Here is a 14,925-nt window from a genome sequence, read left to right as displayed (position 1 = left end):
CCCCCGCCCGCAATCCATTACTTCTTCGTGTTCTCGCGGTCGATGTCACCCTGCCAGCGCTGCGCGACGATTTCCTCGCCCGTCACCGGGTGCTTCATGTGGAACGGCGTGATCTTGTGCGTCGGCCACAGCCAGTTGTCCTCGATCAGAACGTCGGGTCCGGTCGGGTCTTCGGGGTAAGTCAACTTCGGGAAAGGCACGAATTCAGGCGGGGTGTTGGCCCAGCCGGATTCATAGTGGCCATGCCAGATCGGCATGTAGTTCAGGCTGTGCATCCGCCAGATGCCGTCCACCTTCTTGTAGGTGTTTTCGTAGATGCCGCCTTCCCACCACTGGCGCGCCTTGAGGTGTGGAGCATCGCCTTCATAATCCTTGTGGCGGCCAGCCTGCATCATCGAGCGGGCGCGACCATAAGCTGTAACGCCATCAGGCTGGACATTGATGATGTCCTGCAACTGCGGATGATCCAGCAGGAAACCGTCGATCGGGCCATTGTTGCCATAAGTAAAGCGCTTCTGGAAGCGTTCGACATAGAGGCGGCGCACGCCCTCCTTGCCTTTCCATACACCGCCGAAGAAGCGCACTTCGCCATCATCGGTGAACAGGTCCACCGTTTCGTTATACAGGCATTTGTCGATCAGGTAGCCGTAAAGGTGCTGCAATTTGCGGATGTCGAGTTCATCCTCACGCAGCGCAAGGCGCTGTTCAAGGTCGGCCAGGCGGTTTTCAAGCGCGGCAATCTGGTTGGTATCAGACACGTCCAGCTCCCATGGATTTAGTTTGTGTTACTAACAATTGCGCGACTACAACCGGCCTGTCAACGGTCGATGACGCGCTGATGAAAATCAGATCCCCGCAGCTTCAAGCCGTGCCACTTCTTCGCGGTAGGGGCGGATGCCGAAGAACATCGCCAAAGTGGCGATCGGCAAAAGCACACCGGCGGTGATGACCAGCGCCTTCCACAAGTCCGCCTCGACCCCGACCACGCGCTGTGCCACCGTGCCCACCACGAAACTGCCCATTGCGCCAAAAAAGGTGAACATGAACAAATAGATGGCCGTCACCTGCCCCCGCATTTCATTGGGCGCAATGCGCTGGATCGCGGCATTCTGCGGCACCGCCCCGGCAAGACCGAACATGCCGCCCAGCGCCATCACGGCAAGGCTCGCCTCGCCCGTGGGCATCATCGGCGAGGCGACGGCGCAGACCGTGACCAGCCCGAACAGGATCGTGGCCGCGCGCACATTTGCATCGGCATAGCGCCTGGCCAGCCATTCGACGAAGAAGCCGCCGAAGAATATCCCCGCGAGTTGCGAAACCAGCAACATCGGCGCCATGACCATGCCGATCTGCGCCTCGTCCCAGCCATACGTTCGAATCATGAACGGCACCCGCCAGAAGGCCAGACCGAAGGTTTCGATCGCAGACAGCGCAAGCCCGATGAACAGCGGATAATAAACCCGCCCCCGCGCGTGGATGGCCTTGGCCGCATCAAGCCCCGTGAAAGCGATGATGCGCTGCCCAAGGCTTTTGACAGGGGGCGCACCGACCACGGACGAACGCGCCGAAAGCAGGCGTGGCGGCTCCTTTACCGTCAGCAGCAATCCTGCCGCCATCAATCCCATGGCAGCCTGCCCCAGCAGGATCAACTGCCAGTTGTGGACGTGCAGGCCCAGCACGGTCTGATCCGGCCAGCCCGCCAGCATCACGATCAGCTTGCCGCCAGCCAGCACACCGATAGTCGATCCGCCGATGAAACCCAGTTGCAGCAGCGAGAACGCCCGCGTGATCTTTTTGGGCGGAAAGTAGTCTGCAATCATCGAATAAGCCGCAGGTGCATGGGCAGAGCCGCCCGCGCCCAGGAACATGCGGCTTCCGACGAACTGAGCAAAGCCCTGCGCCATTCCGCCAAGTCCCATGACCGCCCCGGTGGCTGCCATGCCGCCTGCCAACACGTATTTGCGGGGATAAAGATCGGCCAGCCGCGCCAGCGGTATCCCCGCAAACACGAAGAAGATGATCGTGGCTGGCCCGCCAAGGAAACCAAGCTGTTCGTCGGTCAATCCGAAATCAACCTTCACCCGCTGCGCCAGCATGCCAAACACGGTCTGATCGAAAAAGTTGAGGAACGTCGCCAGAATGATGACGAACAGCGCCCAGTAGGCAGCCCGCGTGGAAGGCCATTGCCGTTCAGCCCCTGCGGCCTGAGAACATGCACCTTGGAAACCTTCTGCCGACCCGCTCCCACCGGGACTTGCCGCAACGACGACACCTGCCATGACATCTCCTCTCGTCGCGCTCCGGCCCCTTTTTCCGGGGGCCTTGTCAGTGCTGCGATATTGTTAGTCTTGCATACAAATTCCGGCTGGTGAATAGAAAAGGCGAAAAATGATTCTCCAAGCCCGCCCATGGGCTTGAGGGACAGCCAAAAAAGGAGAGGATCTATGCAGAACCTGCCGGAAAAGACGGCCTTCGTAACCGGAGGCGCAAGCGGAATCGGCCTGGGAATCGCCAAGGCGCTGCTGGGCGCGGGCATGAACGTGACCATTGCCGATATTCGCCAGGACCATCTCGATTCGGCTGTGGCTGAACTTGACGGCGGTGATCGCGTACTGGCCGTGAAGCTGGACGTGACCAACCGCGCACAATTTGCCGAAGCTGCCGACGCGACCGAGGCAAAGTTCGGCAAGATCCATATCCTTGTGAACAACGCAGGCGTTGCCGTCGTCGGGCCGACCGAATTGGCGACCTTTGCCGATTGGGACTGGGTTATGGGTGTGAACGTGGGCGGCACCGTCAACGGCATCGTCACGGTCCTTCCGCGCATGCTGGCGCATGGCGAAGGCGGGCATATCGTGTGCACCGCATCGATGTCTGCGCTGGTCCCGGTGGGCGGAACCACGATCTATTCATCGGGCAAGGCCGCTGTTACCGCGATGATGGAATGCATGCGTCCCGAACTGGAGTCGCGCGGCGTGATCTGCAGCGCATTCTGCCCCGGCGCGGTGCAATCGAACATCGCCGATGCCGCCAAGACGCGCCCCGCCGACCTTGCCGATACCGGCTATGCCGAGGCCGACAAGCGTCGTCAGGCAGGCGGCAACCTGATGCACCTGTACCAGACCAAGGAAGAAGTGGGCGAGCGTGTGCTGGAAGGCATCCTGAATGACGAACTCTACATCCTGACCCACTCCGAATTCCTGATCGGCGTGAAGGAACGAGGGCAGGCGATGACCGCAGCGGTGCAGACCCACCTGCCCGAAAATCCCGAATACAAGCAAACCTTTGCGATGCTGTTCCGCAATCCTGCGATCACGCAGGAAATTGCCCGGCAGGAAAAGTTGCAGGCAGCGCGCACCGCCGGAGAAGTGGCATGAAGGATTTTGCAGGCCGCACCGCCTTTGTCACCGGTGGCGCCAACGGAGTCGGCATCGGGCTTGTCCGCCAGCTTCTGAACGAAGGCTGCAAAGTGGCGATTGCCGACATCCGGCGGGATTCGATCGACAAGGCACTGGCCAGCCTCGACAACCGCGAAGTCATGGGTGTGCAACTCGACGTTGCCAGCCGCGATGGCTTCAAGGCTGCCGCCGATGAAGTCGAGGCCAAGTTCGGGCCGGTTTCGATCCTGTGCAATAACGCCGGGGTCAACCTGTTCCAACCGATCGAGGAAAGCTCGTTCGACGATTGGGACTGGCTGATGGGCGTGAACCTGCACGGCGTGATCAACGGCGTGATGACCTTCGTTCCGCGCATGGTCGAACGCATCAAGGCGGGCGAACAGAAAGGCGGCCATGTGGTCAACACCGCGTCGATGGCGGCGTTCCTGGCGGCGGGATCGCCGGGCATCTACAACACCACCAAGTTCGCGGTGCGCGGCCTGTCTGAATCGCTGCATTATTCGCTGTTGAAGTACGAAATCGGTGTGTCCGTGCTGTGCCCCGGCCTTGTCAAAAGCTACATCTACGCCAGCGACGACATCCGCCCCGATGCCCTGAAAGGCACGATGAAGGCGGTAGACAGCGCCGCTGTGGAACGGCTTGCGGGCGTCCACGAATTCGGCATGGAGCCGGACGTAATCGGCGCGCGGGCGATCGAGGCGATGAAGGCCAACCGGCTGCACATCTTCTCGCACCCGGACCACAAACAGGAAATGCGCGAAATCTTCGACGAGATCATCGCCGAATATCAGGACTATCCCAAAGACCCCGGCTTCGATCAGCGCGTGGCCTTCGAGAAGTTCCGCTACGACAATTTCGCCGAAGCGCGCGCGAAGTCTCGCGCGGCGGATTTTTGAGGATTTGCAATTGCCCACCCCCAGCCCCTCCCGCCTGCGGGAGGGGCGCGAGACTTAGAGAGCCGCAGGCGAACTTCGTCGCAGCGGGGTGGGCATGGGTTCAGCCAGCAACATCACCCAGTGCAGCAATGAACTGGTCGATATTGCCGTCAGTCAGGCCCGCGATGTTGATCCGGCCCGATCCGGCCATGTAAACGCCGTGCTTTTCGCGGATCGCCAAGATCTGTTCACCGTTCAGCGGCAGCATCGAGAACAGGCCGTTCTGTACGCCCAGCGGCGCCATGCTGATCGTGCCGACCTGCTGCGCAGCGGCAAGGCGATCGCGCACCGAGCGCATCCGGTCGCGCATGTCGTCCAGCTCGGCCAGCCACATCGCGGTCAGGTCAGCATTCTCAAGAATCAGGCGCACCGCAGCCGCACCATGATCGGGCGGCATCGACCATGATGCGCGCGCGATGGTTGCGCCGTTGGCCATGGCATTGGCAAGCGCGGTCGCGTCCGACGTTACCACATAGAACGCGCCGACCCGGTCACGATAAAGCCCGAAGTTCTTGTCGCACGAATAGGCGACCAGCGCCTCAGGCACCACGCTCAACACCTTGCGCAAGCCATAGGCATCGTCTTCCATGCCCGCGCCAAGACCCTGATAGGCAAGGTCAAGGATCGGCAGAACATTGCGCGCGACCAGCAGGGCAGCAATCTCGTCCCACTGCGCGGGCGTGTAATCGACGCCGGTCGGGTTGTGGCAGCAGCCGTGCAGCAGCACCGCATCGCCCGGCTCTGCGCTGGCCAGCGCGGCTTTGAGCGCTTCGAGATCGGCCAGACCATCGGCCGTCATGTGGCCAAAGGTCTTCAGTTCAATTCCCACTGCGGCCACGATCTGCGCATGGTTGGGCCACGAAGGCGTACCCATCCACAGCCGCTTCACGCCCGAACGCTTGGCCACTTCGACCGCCAACCGCACCGCGCCGGTGCCACCGGGAGCCTGCATGCCTTCAACCCTGGACCGGTCAAAGTCCTTGCCGAAAACGTATGGGATAAGCGCATGGACAAAACCCATGTCGCCTTCAGGACCAAGATAGGCCTTGGAGCCTTGCGTTTCGAGCAGCCGGGCTTCGGCCGCCTTGATCGCCTTGAACACCGGGGTAGCGCCATCTGCCGTGCGATAGACGCCCACGCCAAGATCAATCTTGTCGTCACGCGGATCGGCATTGTGGAGCTTGATCAGCGCCAGCAGCGCATCGGCGGGCTGAGGGGCAAGATTTTCGAGCATGGTCCGGCAATCCTTTGCGGAGGGCTTCAAACGCGGCGGCTCCATGCAACCGGATTGCCGCGCGGGCAACCCCTGCATTGCATTTATGCGCGATGGACGGTCGAATAGCGCCGGATATTGCCCGATCGCTTCAGAACAGGATTGGCGTCAGAACGGCAGCCACTTCTGTGTGCGCGAAAACTTCATGTAGCCGCCGTTGATGCCCAGGCGCAGCCCCGCGCCCGAACGGACCGGGATCAGCACCTTGTCACCCTTGCGCAAGTAGCTGACATGGAACCCGCCGATCAGATAGGCCTGCCCCTCGCCCGCCGGAAACCGCGCGTACAGCTCTTCGCTGTCGTACAGATTGTAGACAAGAACGAACGTGCTCGCCGCATTGGCCCCCACATCGAACCCGATCGAAGGCCCGGTCCAGTAAACCGCGCGTTCGCCTTCGACCTTGTGATGCAAGGTGCCAGAGCCATAGCGCAGGCCAACCACCAGCGCTGCGCTCGCCTCGCGCCCTACGATATAGGCGTTGGGTTGCCCCTGCTTCTTGAGCAGGTCCTTGATCAGGTCGGCAAGCCCCGATGCGCCCTTGCCGAACACGCCCTCTGCCGCACCGATCAGGTCATCCTCGCGATAGCTGGTGCCTTGCGCAGGAACAGGCTGGGCGGTGGCGGCAGGCAGTTCGCTCGACGATGCAGGAGCGGACTGGCTGGGTGCCGGAAACGTCTGCGGGGGCAGTGTCTGAGGGGGAACCGTCTCTGCGGGAAGTGCAGGCGTGGTTCCCGCTTCGCGACCGACCGGCGTTGCCGATGGCGCAAGATCACCGTCGATCACCGAATTGGGATCGACCGTCTGCACTTGCGCCGAAACGCCGGTTGTCGCCACGGCGAAGGCGCAAGCCAGCCCGGCGGCCATCGCCCTGACCTTGTTTCGAATCATGGTCATCCCGTCATTCCCGTCCCAAGCGCCAGCATTCGGCACATCCTGCGTCGATTGCACCAGAATCCATGCCTGGCGCCACCACAATGAACCGGCGATGAGTCGAGTCAGAAACGCGCCAAAGCGCGGCTTTGCCACATTATCGGCGCCCGTTTGCAAACCCGCTCAATTTTCCCCACCAGCCCCTTGCCGCCCCCCATAACCCCCGCTATAGGCCGCCTTCGCCGCTGCGATCCGGAGACGTGGGTGAGTGGCTGAAACCAACGGTTTGCTAAACCGTCGTACTGGTAAATCCGGTACCGAGGGTTCGAATCCCTCCGTCTCCGCCACTGGCTATTGAATTTACTTGATAAAATTCAAGTAAGGTCATTGGTTCCCATAACCGTTCCCCGATAGCGCGCCCGCTTGAGGCTGAACGAATGCGAACAGCCCCGATGCAGAGCACGTTTTCAGCCGGGCAGAATTATTAGGCACCGGAAGGCATTTCTGGGCAGAACGCCGGCCCAAGTGCAGCAGTAAATACCCCCACACCGTACGCGACAAATCGCGGCTGAAAATGGCGGATTTGTGCGAGTTTCCGCAGATGGTCACTTCTCAGTCAGATTGACTTGCTCGCGATTTTTCACGTTGAAGTGATTTGCTCATGCCTGGAATTGGCGGAAAAGCTGGGCTTTCGGCGCAGCGAGTGACTCATGCACTCCAATTTGCAATCAAGTCACTTCTGGTGCGGGAGGGGGCGACGCTATGGCCGTTCGGGATTGGCTGCAAAGGATCATCGGAAGCGGAAGCGATGCTAAGTCGGGCGCGGCATCCTCGCTTCCGGTCGCGCGGCCCGCGAAGACGAGTCCGGGCAGGGATGAGGTAATCGCCTATGCAGTGAACCTGTCGGGCCTCGTTATTGACCAGCCGGAAGCCATAGCCTTCTACCAAGCCACTTTCAAAGATCACCCCACCCGGTTCGTCACCTATGATGATCTTCGGAAGCAAGGCGACTTGCTGGACAAGGATGCACTCAAGGCCCTTGGACTGCGCGCCAACGTGAAGCTGTCAGCGCAATTCATCGCCACTTTGAACGAAAGCGGTTGCGCCGATCCACTCAGCGCAGCCAGCGTCATTGGCGGCGCCATATCAACCGCGCTCTGCACCTGCCGCGACCTTTGCAACATGGAAGCGGCTGGGATCGACTTGGCCAAGTTCCATGCGTCCAATATGGCAGCCGGGCCGTGCTCAGCCGCCGCTAAGCTGGACGGCCTTAGCGTCCCCGTTGCCGATGCTCCGATGCTTCCTTTCGAGACGTGCCCTCACCCCGATCAGTGCGCTTGCCGCTATCAGGCGTGGCTTTCGATCCTAGAGGATTGAGCGGTCCAGTCGGATAAGGCGATTGGCGAAAGCAAGAAACTCCCGGCTGGCAGCCTCCTCCAGCTCCCAATATCGCTCCAGGTGCCGCTCATAGGTCCGATGCCACATGCCCTTGGGGCGGCTGGGAAACGCCCCCAAGCCACGTTTTGCCCCCAACTTGTATTGCAGCCGGAATAGCCGCTCAAGGGGCCGGTCCCGCACCGCTTCCCGCTGGCATTGGTAGCCCAGCCGCCATGCCTGCCGGGATGCGAAGCGGTCGCCACCGGGTGGCAGGTAGAGCTTGGCAACGCGGATATGTCGAAAGGGGCAAAGCATCCACCATCGCTTGCCGCCATGGTGGGGCACCGTGAAGCAGAGCCGCACCGTCTGCCGCACTTGCTCGCGTGCATCGCCGCTGCCGCGCCCGTATGACAATTCCAGCCGTTCCGCGCCCGGTTCGGACATGATGGCCTGATAGCCGATCGATCCGGATGGTTCGCCCTGACGGGTCCAATCTATGCTCCCGGCCCGGTGTTCGCCCTCCCGTGCGTATCCGCTGCGAAACATCCAAGCCAGGTCGATTTTCAGCGAGGCATCTGCCGTGGGCCTGCCGCCATATCTGCCAGAACCATAGCCGCCCATTTCAGTCTCCCCGGCGCACGGTAGCGCCGCCAGATTTTCCTAAATCATCAGCATTCTGCATCCGCTCATGGGGTTTGCCCGTTGTTGTGCGTTTTCCATTGCGCGCTGATCGCCGCTTGCCTTTGGCAGTTCGCGGCCCGGTGCTCAGACCGCCATGCAGCTTGCAGCGCCCGCTACGGTATATGTCCCGGCGCTTGCAGGGCGTGCCTGCCCTAGTGGTTGCGCCACATTCCATGCCAACGCATTCGGCTGGGATTGGCCCGCCATTCTCGCACCAATGCCGCCAGAGCAAACGCCGTGCTTCCTCAGCCACCATAGCCAGCCGCTCCCCCATTTTTCCCGCACCATTGAAATTCCATTTTCACACCCTCACCAGCCTTCACCCGCACCACACCACCACCGCACTCTCCTATAGAGAGGTGCGGGTGGTGCGGACGGGGTTCAGCACGGGTCATCGTCCGCACTTTCCGCACTTTCCGCACCACACGTTTGAAGGTGCGGACGGGTGCCAATCTCGCCGGGGTCAACCGGCTTTCCGGCGATCACAAAGGGAACGTCACGGCCATTCTCCGTCCGGCGTTCAACCGCCAGTGCCCCATTCTTGCGCCACGTCCGCAGGATTGCCTTGATGCGCCCCTTGTCGGTTTCGGCGGACAAGCCAGCCACCTTGGCGACCAGATGGCCAACCCAATCCTTGGCCTGCACACTCTCGCGCCAGTCACCATCCGCAAGCCCTTGCTGGACCATGTAGAGGTGCCAGGTTGTCAGGCCATGGAACACGTCCGGCTTTTCCCAGAGCGTGGCGACACCGACAAAATCGGACGGCTCTAATCCACTGCCATTGTCGAGGCTTTGGCTTTCCAGCTTGATCCATGTGGCAGCACCGGCAGGCGCACGGCTGACCTTGCCTTCGTCGATACGCACCAGCGTGCGGCGCAAGGCGGGATCGGTAATGCCAAGCTCCTCGGCATCCTTTTCGCCCATGGCATTGAGCGGAAGCACGACGCGGGCAGCATCGCGTAATGCGACCGCACCGCGCCCGTCCTCTGCCGTTACCTCGCGCCCGCCGAGCTTCTTGGTGTGGTGCACAAGGACGACTGCGCAGCCTGTTTCCTGAGCCAGCCGCTTCCACCGCTTGGTGATGGCGTCGATTGCTCCGTTGCTGTTTTCCTGCACGGCATGGCTGGACACGAAAGGGTCAACAACCACCGCAGAAATTTGCCGCTCCGTGATCGTCGCTGCGAGCTGGGCAAATACTTCCTCTGCCAACGCGAAGCCGTCCCGATCTTCAATGGCCGTGCATAGCGGCTGGACCAGCCCGCTATCGAGGTGCAGCCGGTCCCCGCAATCCTCGGGGCCAATGTCATGGAACGCGCAGGCAGCGGCCATTTGCCGCTCCAGTTCGTCGGTGCCATCCTCAAGGTTGAAGATCCACACCGCTTGCGGGCCACGGGGTAGAGGCTTGCCCAAGAGCGGTCTGCCGCTGGCGAGGCAAAGCGCCATCGTGCCGCTGATTGTGCTCTTGCCGGTGCCGCCCGGTGCGATGATCGCCGTAACCTCTCCCCTCAGCAGCCAGTGCCCAAGCAGCCATTGCCGCGTGGGCAGAGATGCTGGATCGGGCCAGCGATAGGGCGTGGCGCGCAATGCGTCGTGGGCATGGATTCGCGCCGCCGCTTCGCCGGGGTGAATGGCAGCCATATCCATCGGCGCGGACTGATCTTGCTCCCAAAGGTCATCCCAACAATCAGCCATGAGAAGCCGCCTTGCCCGACCGGGCTTGATCGATGCGCGCTGCAACCTGATCGCGGGGAATGTCCGCAAAATCGGCCCCTGAGTCCCCTGCGCGCGTTTCCGGCCTTGGGGTCGCTACATGGGCACCAATCGCCTGTGCGGCCTTCCTTGCGGCATTCTGGCCAAGATTTTCAGGCAGGTGGCTGTCATCGTCCGCCGCGATGATAATTTTGCGGGCGGGGAACAACTTGCGCATAGCGCGGGCGACGGTTTCAAGGTTGCGCGCCGACATAGCAGCGGCGATGCCATGGCCGGTTGCCATGTGAACAGCTGCCATCGTGGCAAAGCCCTCCCCGATCACAAGCGGGCCATCGGACGGCCTGCCGTCCAGCATGTGCACGCCATGGGGCCAGAACAGGCCAGCGGTGCGGCCATCCCTGAGGAACAGCTTGAAGCCATCGGGCCGGATGCGCTGGACATTCCACAGACGAAAGTCAGCATCCACCATCGGCACCAGCAAGGCAGTGCCCGACTGCCGAATCCCGAACGGCTCAAGCGCCTTGCGAACAAGATAGGGGTGCGCCTTGTCCGCCCGGCTGGCATTGCTCCACAAGGCCGCCGCACCGGATGCCGCCATTTCCTCCAGCGCCAGCCGCTCCCGTTGCCGGGCCAGTTCGGCTTGCCGGATCGAGTGCCGCTCTGCCGCTGTCAGTGCCCGGCGCTTGCCGTCATCGGCGGGTAGGATGCCATCCCGGCGAAGCATATCTTTCACCGCCAGAGCCTCCAGCCGCCCACCATTGAAACAGGTCACTAGCAGGCCATCCGGTGCGCCCGGTGCCAGCCGAATTGCCGTTCCTCGGTCGCGGCTGGAATGGCCGGGCGTCGGTATAAGGCATTCCCTGCCCATAACCTTGCCGCCGTAGCGCACGGCGATGACGCGAAGGTCAATCATAGTGCTGCCCTCCCTTGTTCGGTGAGGCGAAGCACCGCCGCATACTTGCCGGACGGGTTGCGCCGACGCTCGCCGGTCGGTTCGACAAGGCCCGTGGTCCGCAACTCGCTAAAACGGGGCTGGAGTGCTTCGCGGGCAATGCCAGCGACCGCCACGGCTTCAAGCGGGGTTGCTTCTCCCAGCCGGTTTAGCGCCAGCATGGCGACGCGGCGAAGGTGAGGAACGCTAGGCGCAATGGCGTCGGCAGCGTCCTGGCTGGTGCCGTCCGGGCCTTTCGTGCCGGGATCGTCGGGGTAGCGATCAGCCATGGCCGTGCCCTCCGAATGCGATAGCCGCAATCATCGCCGCCAGTTCGGGCCGGACATTGTGCATGGTGACAAGGAATTGCGCCTGCACGTCGAGAGGGGTAAGAGGATCACGGAACCAGCCGCCACAGCTATTCCGCGATGCCCGCGCCTTACCCGCGCGGGTTTCGCTTTTCTGGGGCATGGCTCAAGCCTCCCCCGCGATCAGCGCGTGCAACGCCTCTGCCGGAATGATCGTCCTGCCACCGACGCGAACGGCGCGAAGGCGACCAGCCGAAATGTGATTGTAGAGCGTCGTCCGCCCAAGGCTGGACGCATGGCAGGCTTCCCGAATGCTGTAACCGATCTTCGGGGGATCGTGCTTGATGGATTGCATTTCTTCGGTCCCACTTTGCGGAGGCGGGATGCCTTCACTTGGTGGGGGACCAATTAGGCCGGATTTGGCTAGCCTTGGACTGGGGGAATGCGGCTTATCGGGGGGATTGCGAAAGTCCCCCCTCCCATAGATGCGCGATCATGCGTTCAATGTGCCGCGTATCCCTCGGCTTGCCGGACTTCGGATTAGGCGGCAAATCAGCCACGATTGAGGCTGCCGCCGATCCTTTCGATATATCCGGCAGAGCGGCACGCATGGACGCGGCCTGCCCGATAATTTCAGCGTGATTAAGCTTGCGATTTGGAGGCACAGTCCCCCCGCCATGCGTTGGCTGGGTCGCGTTCTGGGCAAGGATCAACGCCCGAAATAAGTCCACTCCCTCGCGGTCAACGGCAATTTCCAGATACTGGTTTATCTGGCGACTGGCAGGCCCGTTCGTCACGATTCGAGCGGCGTTTGTGGTCCAATGTTCCCCGTGGCTGGCGGTCCAATATGGCGATGCCCACTCCACAGTTATGGGCATTTGTCGGTATTCGATCGATCCTGATTGGTCGCCGAAAGTCTGAATAAGCCGACCGGCCTTGGCAGAGATAAGACCCTGCGAACAACGCCACGCGAAAAACTCGCGCAAAGGCATGACAGTTGGGCGAGGTAGGGCATTCAAAAGCGAGATTGCTTCGGAAAGTGGCATCCATAATGCTTCGTCGATGCCCGTAAGGGAGAAGCGGTATCCCTCGGGGGCATCATGCCACTGATCGCTGATATATGGTTCAACCATTCCCGCCTCCCTAGCGGTTCCCAAGGTAAGGCGGGGAAGCACGTGGGATGCGCGCTTATCGGCTGGCCAGCCTATCCCCGCCCGCAGTCTATGGCGTCATTGGGCTGCTTGCCAGCCGCACTCAAAAACCATCCTCATATTCCCCCGGATCGCTGATTGGACAGCCAGCGCCACGGTCGGGCATTGGCGGGCCGGTCCAGCAATCCTCATCATATTGCCCGGCTGGATCGTCGTCCTCGGCATCCTCATGCGGTTGCGTGATGTTCGGCCAGCGTTTCTGGCTTCCGCGCATGGTGTGCCATTCGATCCAAGCATTCTCGCCAGTGTCGGCAATGTCGCATCCTGGCTCATCGCTGGGCACGGGACGTCCTATGTCGGTGCAGCGCGAAACCTCATCCTCGCTGCATTCGCCCTCCCGGTCGGAATCACCGTCCAGCACGTCGAGCAGGTCAATTGCCACGGTCACGAATGCCGCCAGCTTACCGCGATCATACCGTGACAGGATGCGCGCCACGGCTGGCATGGGCGGTATCGTGCCCGGCAGGGTGACGGGCTGGGCCTCTCGGCCTATGGGAATGCTAGCCATTATCTCGACTCCTTTGCAGTCGGGTTGTGGTTAGGGCCAGCATCGGGGGACCATCCCTTTGCTGGCCCGCTTCCATCGGGCCGAATGCCCGGTGAAACTCTATCCGGCCTCGGCCTTGCGAATGGGCGTCACGTTGGCGCCAGCCGCCGGGATCGTGACGCAATAGGTGGCCCAATCGTCCATAAGCCGCCGCCGTTTGTCGAACAGATCACCGCGCCGATAGGCTCGCTCAACCTTGTTCTCGATAGTGTGCGCCAAGGCCATTTCCGCAACCTCATGGGCATAGCCGGTGCATTCGGCGGACCAGTCGCGGAAGCCCGAACGGAATCCGTGCACGGTCACGTCAACTTTCATTCGGCGAAGCAGCATCGACATGGCCATGCCCGACATGCTCCCGCCCTTGGTCGCCGGGAACAGCCATTCCTTGCGCAGCCCTTGCGTGGACTTCAAAATCTCCACGGCGCGCGGCGACAGGGGAACGCGATGTTCCTTGCCCGCCTTCATGCGGCTGGCAGGGATCGTCCAGATTGCCTTTTCCAAATCGACCTCATCCCACTTCCCGCCGATCACTTCCCCGGTGCGGGCAGCAGTCAGGATCGTAAATTCCAGCGCCAGCGCCGCGACGGCCTCCCGCTTGTGCAGCGCACCGACGAATGCCGGGATCGCCTCATAGGGCATGGCCTTGTGATGGCCGCGCGTGAGGCGGGACCGGACAGGCAAAATTTGCGCGATATGGCCGCGCCACCGGGCCGGGTTTTCGCCGTCGCGGTATCCGCGCGCCTTGGCGGCATCGAGGATCGTTTCCATGCGGCCTCGCACACGGCTGGCAGTTTCGGCCTTGGCTTTCCAGATCGGCTCAAGAATTTGCAGAACGTGGGCCGTGCCAACCTCGGCAACGGGCAATTCCCCGATCACCGGATAGACATAGGTGGCCAGCGTGTTCTTCCATTGCTGCCGGTGCTTGTCATTGCGCCAGCTTCCCTCATTCGCGCCGATGTAGGTTTCTGCCACGGCCTTGAATGTTATTCCGGCGACTTGTGCCGCCTGAGCCGTCGCAAGGGCCTCAGCGGCCTCCCGCTGGCGTTCCTCAAGGGGATCAATCCCGGCTTTCACCTTGAGGCGCAGCGCGTCGCGGGCGTCGCGGGCATCGGCAAGGGAAATGCCGTCCGGGCCAGCCGTGCCAAGGCCAATGTCGCGCGACTTACCGCTGAGCATGAAGCGATAGACCCATGACCGGGCACCGCTTTCCTTCACCAGCAAATGCAGCCCGCCACCATCGGCATGGCGACCGGGCTTTGCATTCTTCACCGCCAAGGGGGTGAGCGCGTTGCTGAGCTTCTTGGGCATTATGGCTCCCTGTCCGGGAACCGAACCTGCCTAAGTGGAGCCCCCATGGCCCCAAGAGCAGAGCGTTCCCATAACCGTTCCCCTATAATAGCGCGGTTTTATGGGAACGCAACGGGACGCATTCGGACGGGAAAAGGGGCGGGACTTCACTAAATCCCCCTATTTTAGCCGTTATTATGGCGGCATGCGAATGCGGCTGGACGCTAGTTAGGCGGACTCCGTCTCCGCCAAAACCCTTTAAAAACAAAAACTTAATACAGCACTCCTGCGGGGCGCTGCTAGCGCCTATTGGGTCTCGTTTTCGGCCGTGTAAGTGCAGTGTAAGTTTGCGCCGTTAGGATCGCCTAACCGCTTCACGCGGCGTTGGAGTGCCCGA

The 14,925-nt window shown here is 61.7% G+C and carries 17 protein-coding genes and 1 tRNA gene; 4 read left to right on the top strand and 14 right to left on the bottom strand.

Annotation, left to right across the window (positions count from 1 at the left end):
* Window positions 1–17: 17 nt before the first annotated feature.
* Entirely contained in the window at window positions 18–758 is a 741-nt protein-coding gene (locus tag LUA85_RS05550) for a nuclear transport factor 2 family protein (RefSeq protein WP_231467651.1), read from the bottom strand.
* 87 nt (window positions 759–845) lie between these two features.
* Entirely contained in the window at window positions 846–2,279 is a 1,434-nt protein-coding gene (locus LUA85_RS05545) for an MFS transporter (RefSeq protein WP_231467650.1), read from the bottom strand.
* Between the two features lie 165 nt (window positions 2,280–2,444).
* On the opposite strand from LUA85_RS05545, the gene LUA85_RS05540 reads away from it, so the two are divergent.
* Window positions 2,445–3,377, top strand: a complete 933-nt coding sequence (locus LUA85_RS05540) for an SDR family NAD(P)-dependent oxidoreductase (protein WP_231467648.1) — start codon at window positions 2,445–2,447, stop codon at window positions 3,375–3,377.
* The gene (locus LUA85_RS05535; protein ID WP_231467646.1) at window positions 3,374–4,294 is read left to right on the top strand and encodes an SDR family NAD(P)-dependent oxidoreductase; all 921 of its coding nucleotides are present in this window, start codon (window positions 3,374–3,376) and stop codon (window positions 4,292–4,294) included. Before LUA85_RS05540 ends, LUA85_RS05535 begins: the two co-directional genes overlap by 4 nt.
* Window positions 4,295–4,394: 100 nt before the next feature.
* On the opposite strand, the gene LUA85_RS05530 is transcribed toward LUA85_RS05535, so the two are convergent.
* Entirely contained in the window at window positions 4,395–5,567 is a 1,173-nt protein-coding gene (locus LUA85_RS05530) for an amino acid aminotransferase (RefSeq protein WP_231467644.1), read from the bottom strand.
* 147 nt (window positions 5,568–5,714) lie between these two features.
* A complete protein-coding gene (locus LUA85_RS05525) occupies window positions 5,715–6,500 on the bottom strand; it encodes an EipA family protein (protein WP_371823653.1) in 786 nt (261 codons plus the stop codon).
* Window positions 6,501–6,730: 230 nt separating this feature from the next.
* On the opposite strand from LUA85_RS05525, the gene LUA85_RS05520 reads away from it, so the two are divergent.
* Window positions 6,731–6,823: transfer RNA gene (locus tag LUA85_RS05520), tRNA-Ser, on the top strand.
* 415 nt (window positions 6,824–7,238) lie between these two features.
* Window positions 7,239–7,853: a hypothetical protein gene (locus tag LUA85_RS05515; RefSeq protein ID WP_231467642.1), complete on the top strand. Its 615-nt coding sequence runs from the start codon at window positions 7,239–7,241 to the stop codon at window positions 7,851–7,853.
* Here LUA85_RS05515 and LUA85_RS05510 read toward each other — a convergent pair.
* The 10 genes from LUA85_RS05510 to LUA85_RS05470 form a co-directional block, all read right to left on the bottom strand.
* A complete protein-coding gene (locus LUA85_RS05510) occupies window positions 7,842–8,474 on the bottom strand; it encodes a hypothetical protein (RefSeq protein ID WP_231467640.1) in 633 nt (210 codons plus the stop codon). The two genes, LUA85_RS05515 and LUA85_RS05510, sit on opposite strands and share 12 nt — an antisense overlap.
* A 1-nt stretch (window position 8,475) precedes the next feature.
* Window positions 8,476–8,709, bottom strand: a complete 234-nt coding sequence (locus tag LUA85_RS21680) for an HGGxSTG domain-containing protein (protein ID WP_371823652.1) — start codon at window positions 8,707–8,709, stop codon at window positions 8,476–8,478.
* A gap of 206 nt (window positions 8,710–8,915) precedes the next feature.
* The gene (locus LUA85_RS05505) at window positions 8,916–10,226 is read right to left on the bottom strand and encodes an AAA family ATPase (protein WP_231467638.1); all 1,311 of its coding nucleotides are present in this window, start codon (window positions 10,224–10,226) and stop codon (window positions 8,916–8,918) included.
* A complete protein-coding gene (locus LUA85_RS05500; protein WP_231467636.1) occupies window positions 10,219–11,157 on the bottom strand; it encodes a toprim domain-containing protein in 939 nt (312 codons plus the stop codon). The genes LUA85_RS05505 and LUA85_RS05500 overlap by 8 nt, the downstream gene beginning before the upstream one ends.
* Window positions 11,154–11,465: a hypothetical protein gene (locus tag LUA85_RS05495; protein WP_231467634.1), complete on the bottom strand. Its 312-nt coding sequence runs from the start codon at window positions 11,463–11,465 to the stop codon at window positions 11,154–11,156. Before LUA85_RS05495 ends, LUA85_RS05500 begins: the two co-directional genes overlap by 4 nt.
* Window positions 11,458–11,646 (bottom strand): hypothetical protein, encoded by a 189-nt coding sequence (locus LUA85_RS05490; protein WP_231467632.1) that lies wholly within the window; start codon window positions 11,644–11,646, stop codon window positions 11,458–11,460. Before LUA85_RS05490 ends, LUA85_RS05495 begins: the two co-directional genes overlap by 8 nt.
* A gap of 3 nt (window positions 11,647–11,649) precedes the next feature.
* Window positions 11,650–11,838 (bottom strand): helix-turn-helix domain-containing protein, encoded by a 189-nt coding sequence (locus LUA85_RS05485; RefSeq protein ID WP_231467629.1) that lies wholly within the window; start codon window positions 11,836–11,838, stop codon window positions 11,650–11,652.
* Between the two features lie 94 nt (window positions 11,839–11,932).
* Window positions 11,933–12,616, bottom strand: coding sequence for a hypothetical protein (locus tag LUA85_RS05480; protein WP_231467627.1), 684 nt, complete (start codon window positions 12,614–12,616; stop codon window positions 11,933–11,935).
* A 121-nt stretch (window positions 12,617–12,737) separates the two neighbouring features.
* A complete protein-coding gene (locus LUA85_RS05475; RefSeq protein WP_231467625.1) occupies window positions 12,738–13,202 on the bottom strand; it encodes a hypothetical protein in 465 nt (154 codons plus the stop codon).
* 99 nt (window positions 13,203–13,301) lie between these two features.
* Window positions 13,302–14,549 carry a site-specific integrase gene (locus LUA85_RS05470; RefSeq protein WP_231467623.1) on the bottom strand — a complete coding sequence of 416 codons (1,248 nt, stop codon included), beginning with the start codon at window positions 14,547–14,549 and terminating at the stop codon, window positions 13,302–13,304.
* Between the last annotated feature and the right edge of the window lie 376 nt (window positions 14,550–14,925).

Source organism: Novosphingobium sp. CECT 9465, from assembly GCF_920987055.1.
Classification (GTDB): Bacteria; Pseudomonadota; Alphaproteobacteria; order Sphingomonadales; family Sphingomonadaceae; genus Novosphingobium.
This window is presented reverse-complemented; position numbering and strand designations above follow the sequence as displayed.

Coding starts and splice junctions, on each gene's coding strand:
- LUA85_RS05535 (WP_231467646.1), top strand. CDS start 3,374: ATGAAGGATTTTGCAGGCCGCACCGCCTTTGTCACCGGTGGCGCCAAC.
- LUA85_RS05530 (WP_231467644.1), bottom strand. CDS start 5,567: ATGCTCGAAAATCTTGCCCCTCAGCCCGCCGATGCGCTGCTGGCGCTG.
- LUA85_RS05525 (WP_371823653.1), bottom strand. CDS start 6,500: ATGACCATGATTCGAAACAAGGTCAGGGCGATGGCCGCCGGGCTGGCT.
- LUA85_RS05485 (WP_231467629.1), bottom strand. CDS start 11,838: ATGCAATCCATCAAGCACGATCCCCCGAAGATCGGTTACAGCATTCGG.
- LUA85_RS21680 (WP_371823652.1), bottom strand. CDS start 8,709: ATGGAATGTGGCGCAACCACTAGGGCAGGCACGCCCTGCAAGCGCCGG.
- LUA85_RS05510 (WP_231467640.1), bottom strand. CDS start 8,474: ATGGGCGGCTATGGTTCTGGCAGATATGGCGGCAGGCCCACGGCAGAT.
- LUA85_RS05505 (WP_231467638.1), bottom strand. CDS start 10,226: ATGGCTGATTGTTGGGATGACCTTTGGGAGCAAGATCAGTCCGCGCCG.
- LUA85_RS05495 (WP_231467634.1), bottom strand. CDS start 11,465: ATGGCTGATCGCTACCCCGACGATCCCGGCACGAAAGGCCCGGACGGC.
- LUA85_RS05470 (WP_231467623.1), bottom strand. CDS start 14,549: ATGCCCAAGAAGCTCAGCAACGCGCTCACCCCCTTGGCGGTGAAGAAT.
- LUA85_RS05540 (WP_231467648.1), top strand. CDS start 2,445: ATGCAGAACCTGCCGGAAAAGACGGCCTTCGTAACCGGAGGCGCAAGC.
- LUA85_RS05490 (WP_231467632.1), bottom strand. CDS start 11,646: ATGCCCCAGAAAAGCGAAACCCGCGCGGGTAAGGCGCGGGCATCGCGG.
- LUA85_RS05475 (WP_231467625.1), bottom strand. CDS start 13,202: ATGGCTAGCATTCCCATAGGCCGAGAGGCCCAGCCCGTCACCCTGCCG.
- LUA85_RS05515 (WP_231467642.1), top strand. CDS start 7,239: ATGGCCGTTCGGGATTGGCTGCAAAGGATCATCGGAAGCGGAAGCGAT.
- LUA85_RS05545 (WP_231467650.1), bottom strand. CDS start 2,279: ATGGCAGGTGTCGTCGTTGCGGCAAGTCCCGGTGGGAGCGGGTCGGCA.
- LUA85_RS05500 (WP_231467636.1), bottom strand. CDS start 11,157: ATGATTGACCTTCGCGTCATCGCCGTGCGCTACGGCGGCAAGGTTATG.
- LUA85_RS05480 (WP_231467627.1), bottom strand. CDS start 12,616: ATGGTTGAACCATATATCAGCGATCAGTGGCATGATGCCCCCGAGGGA.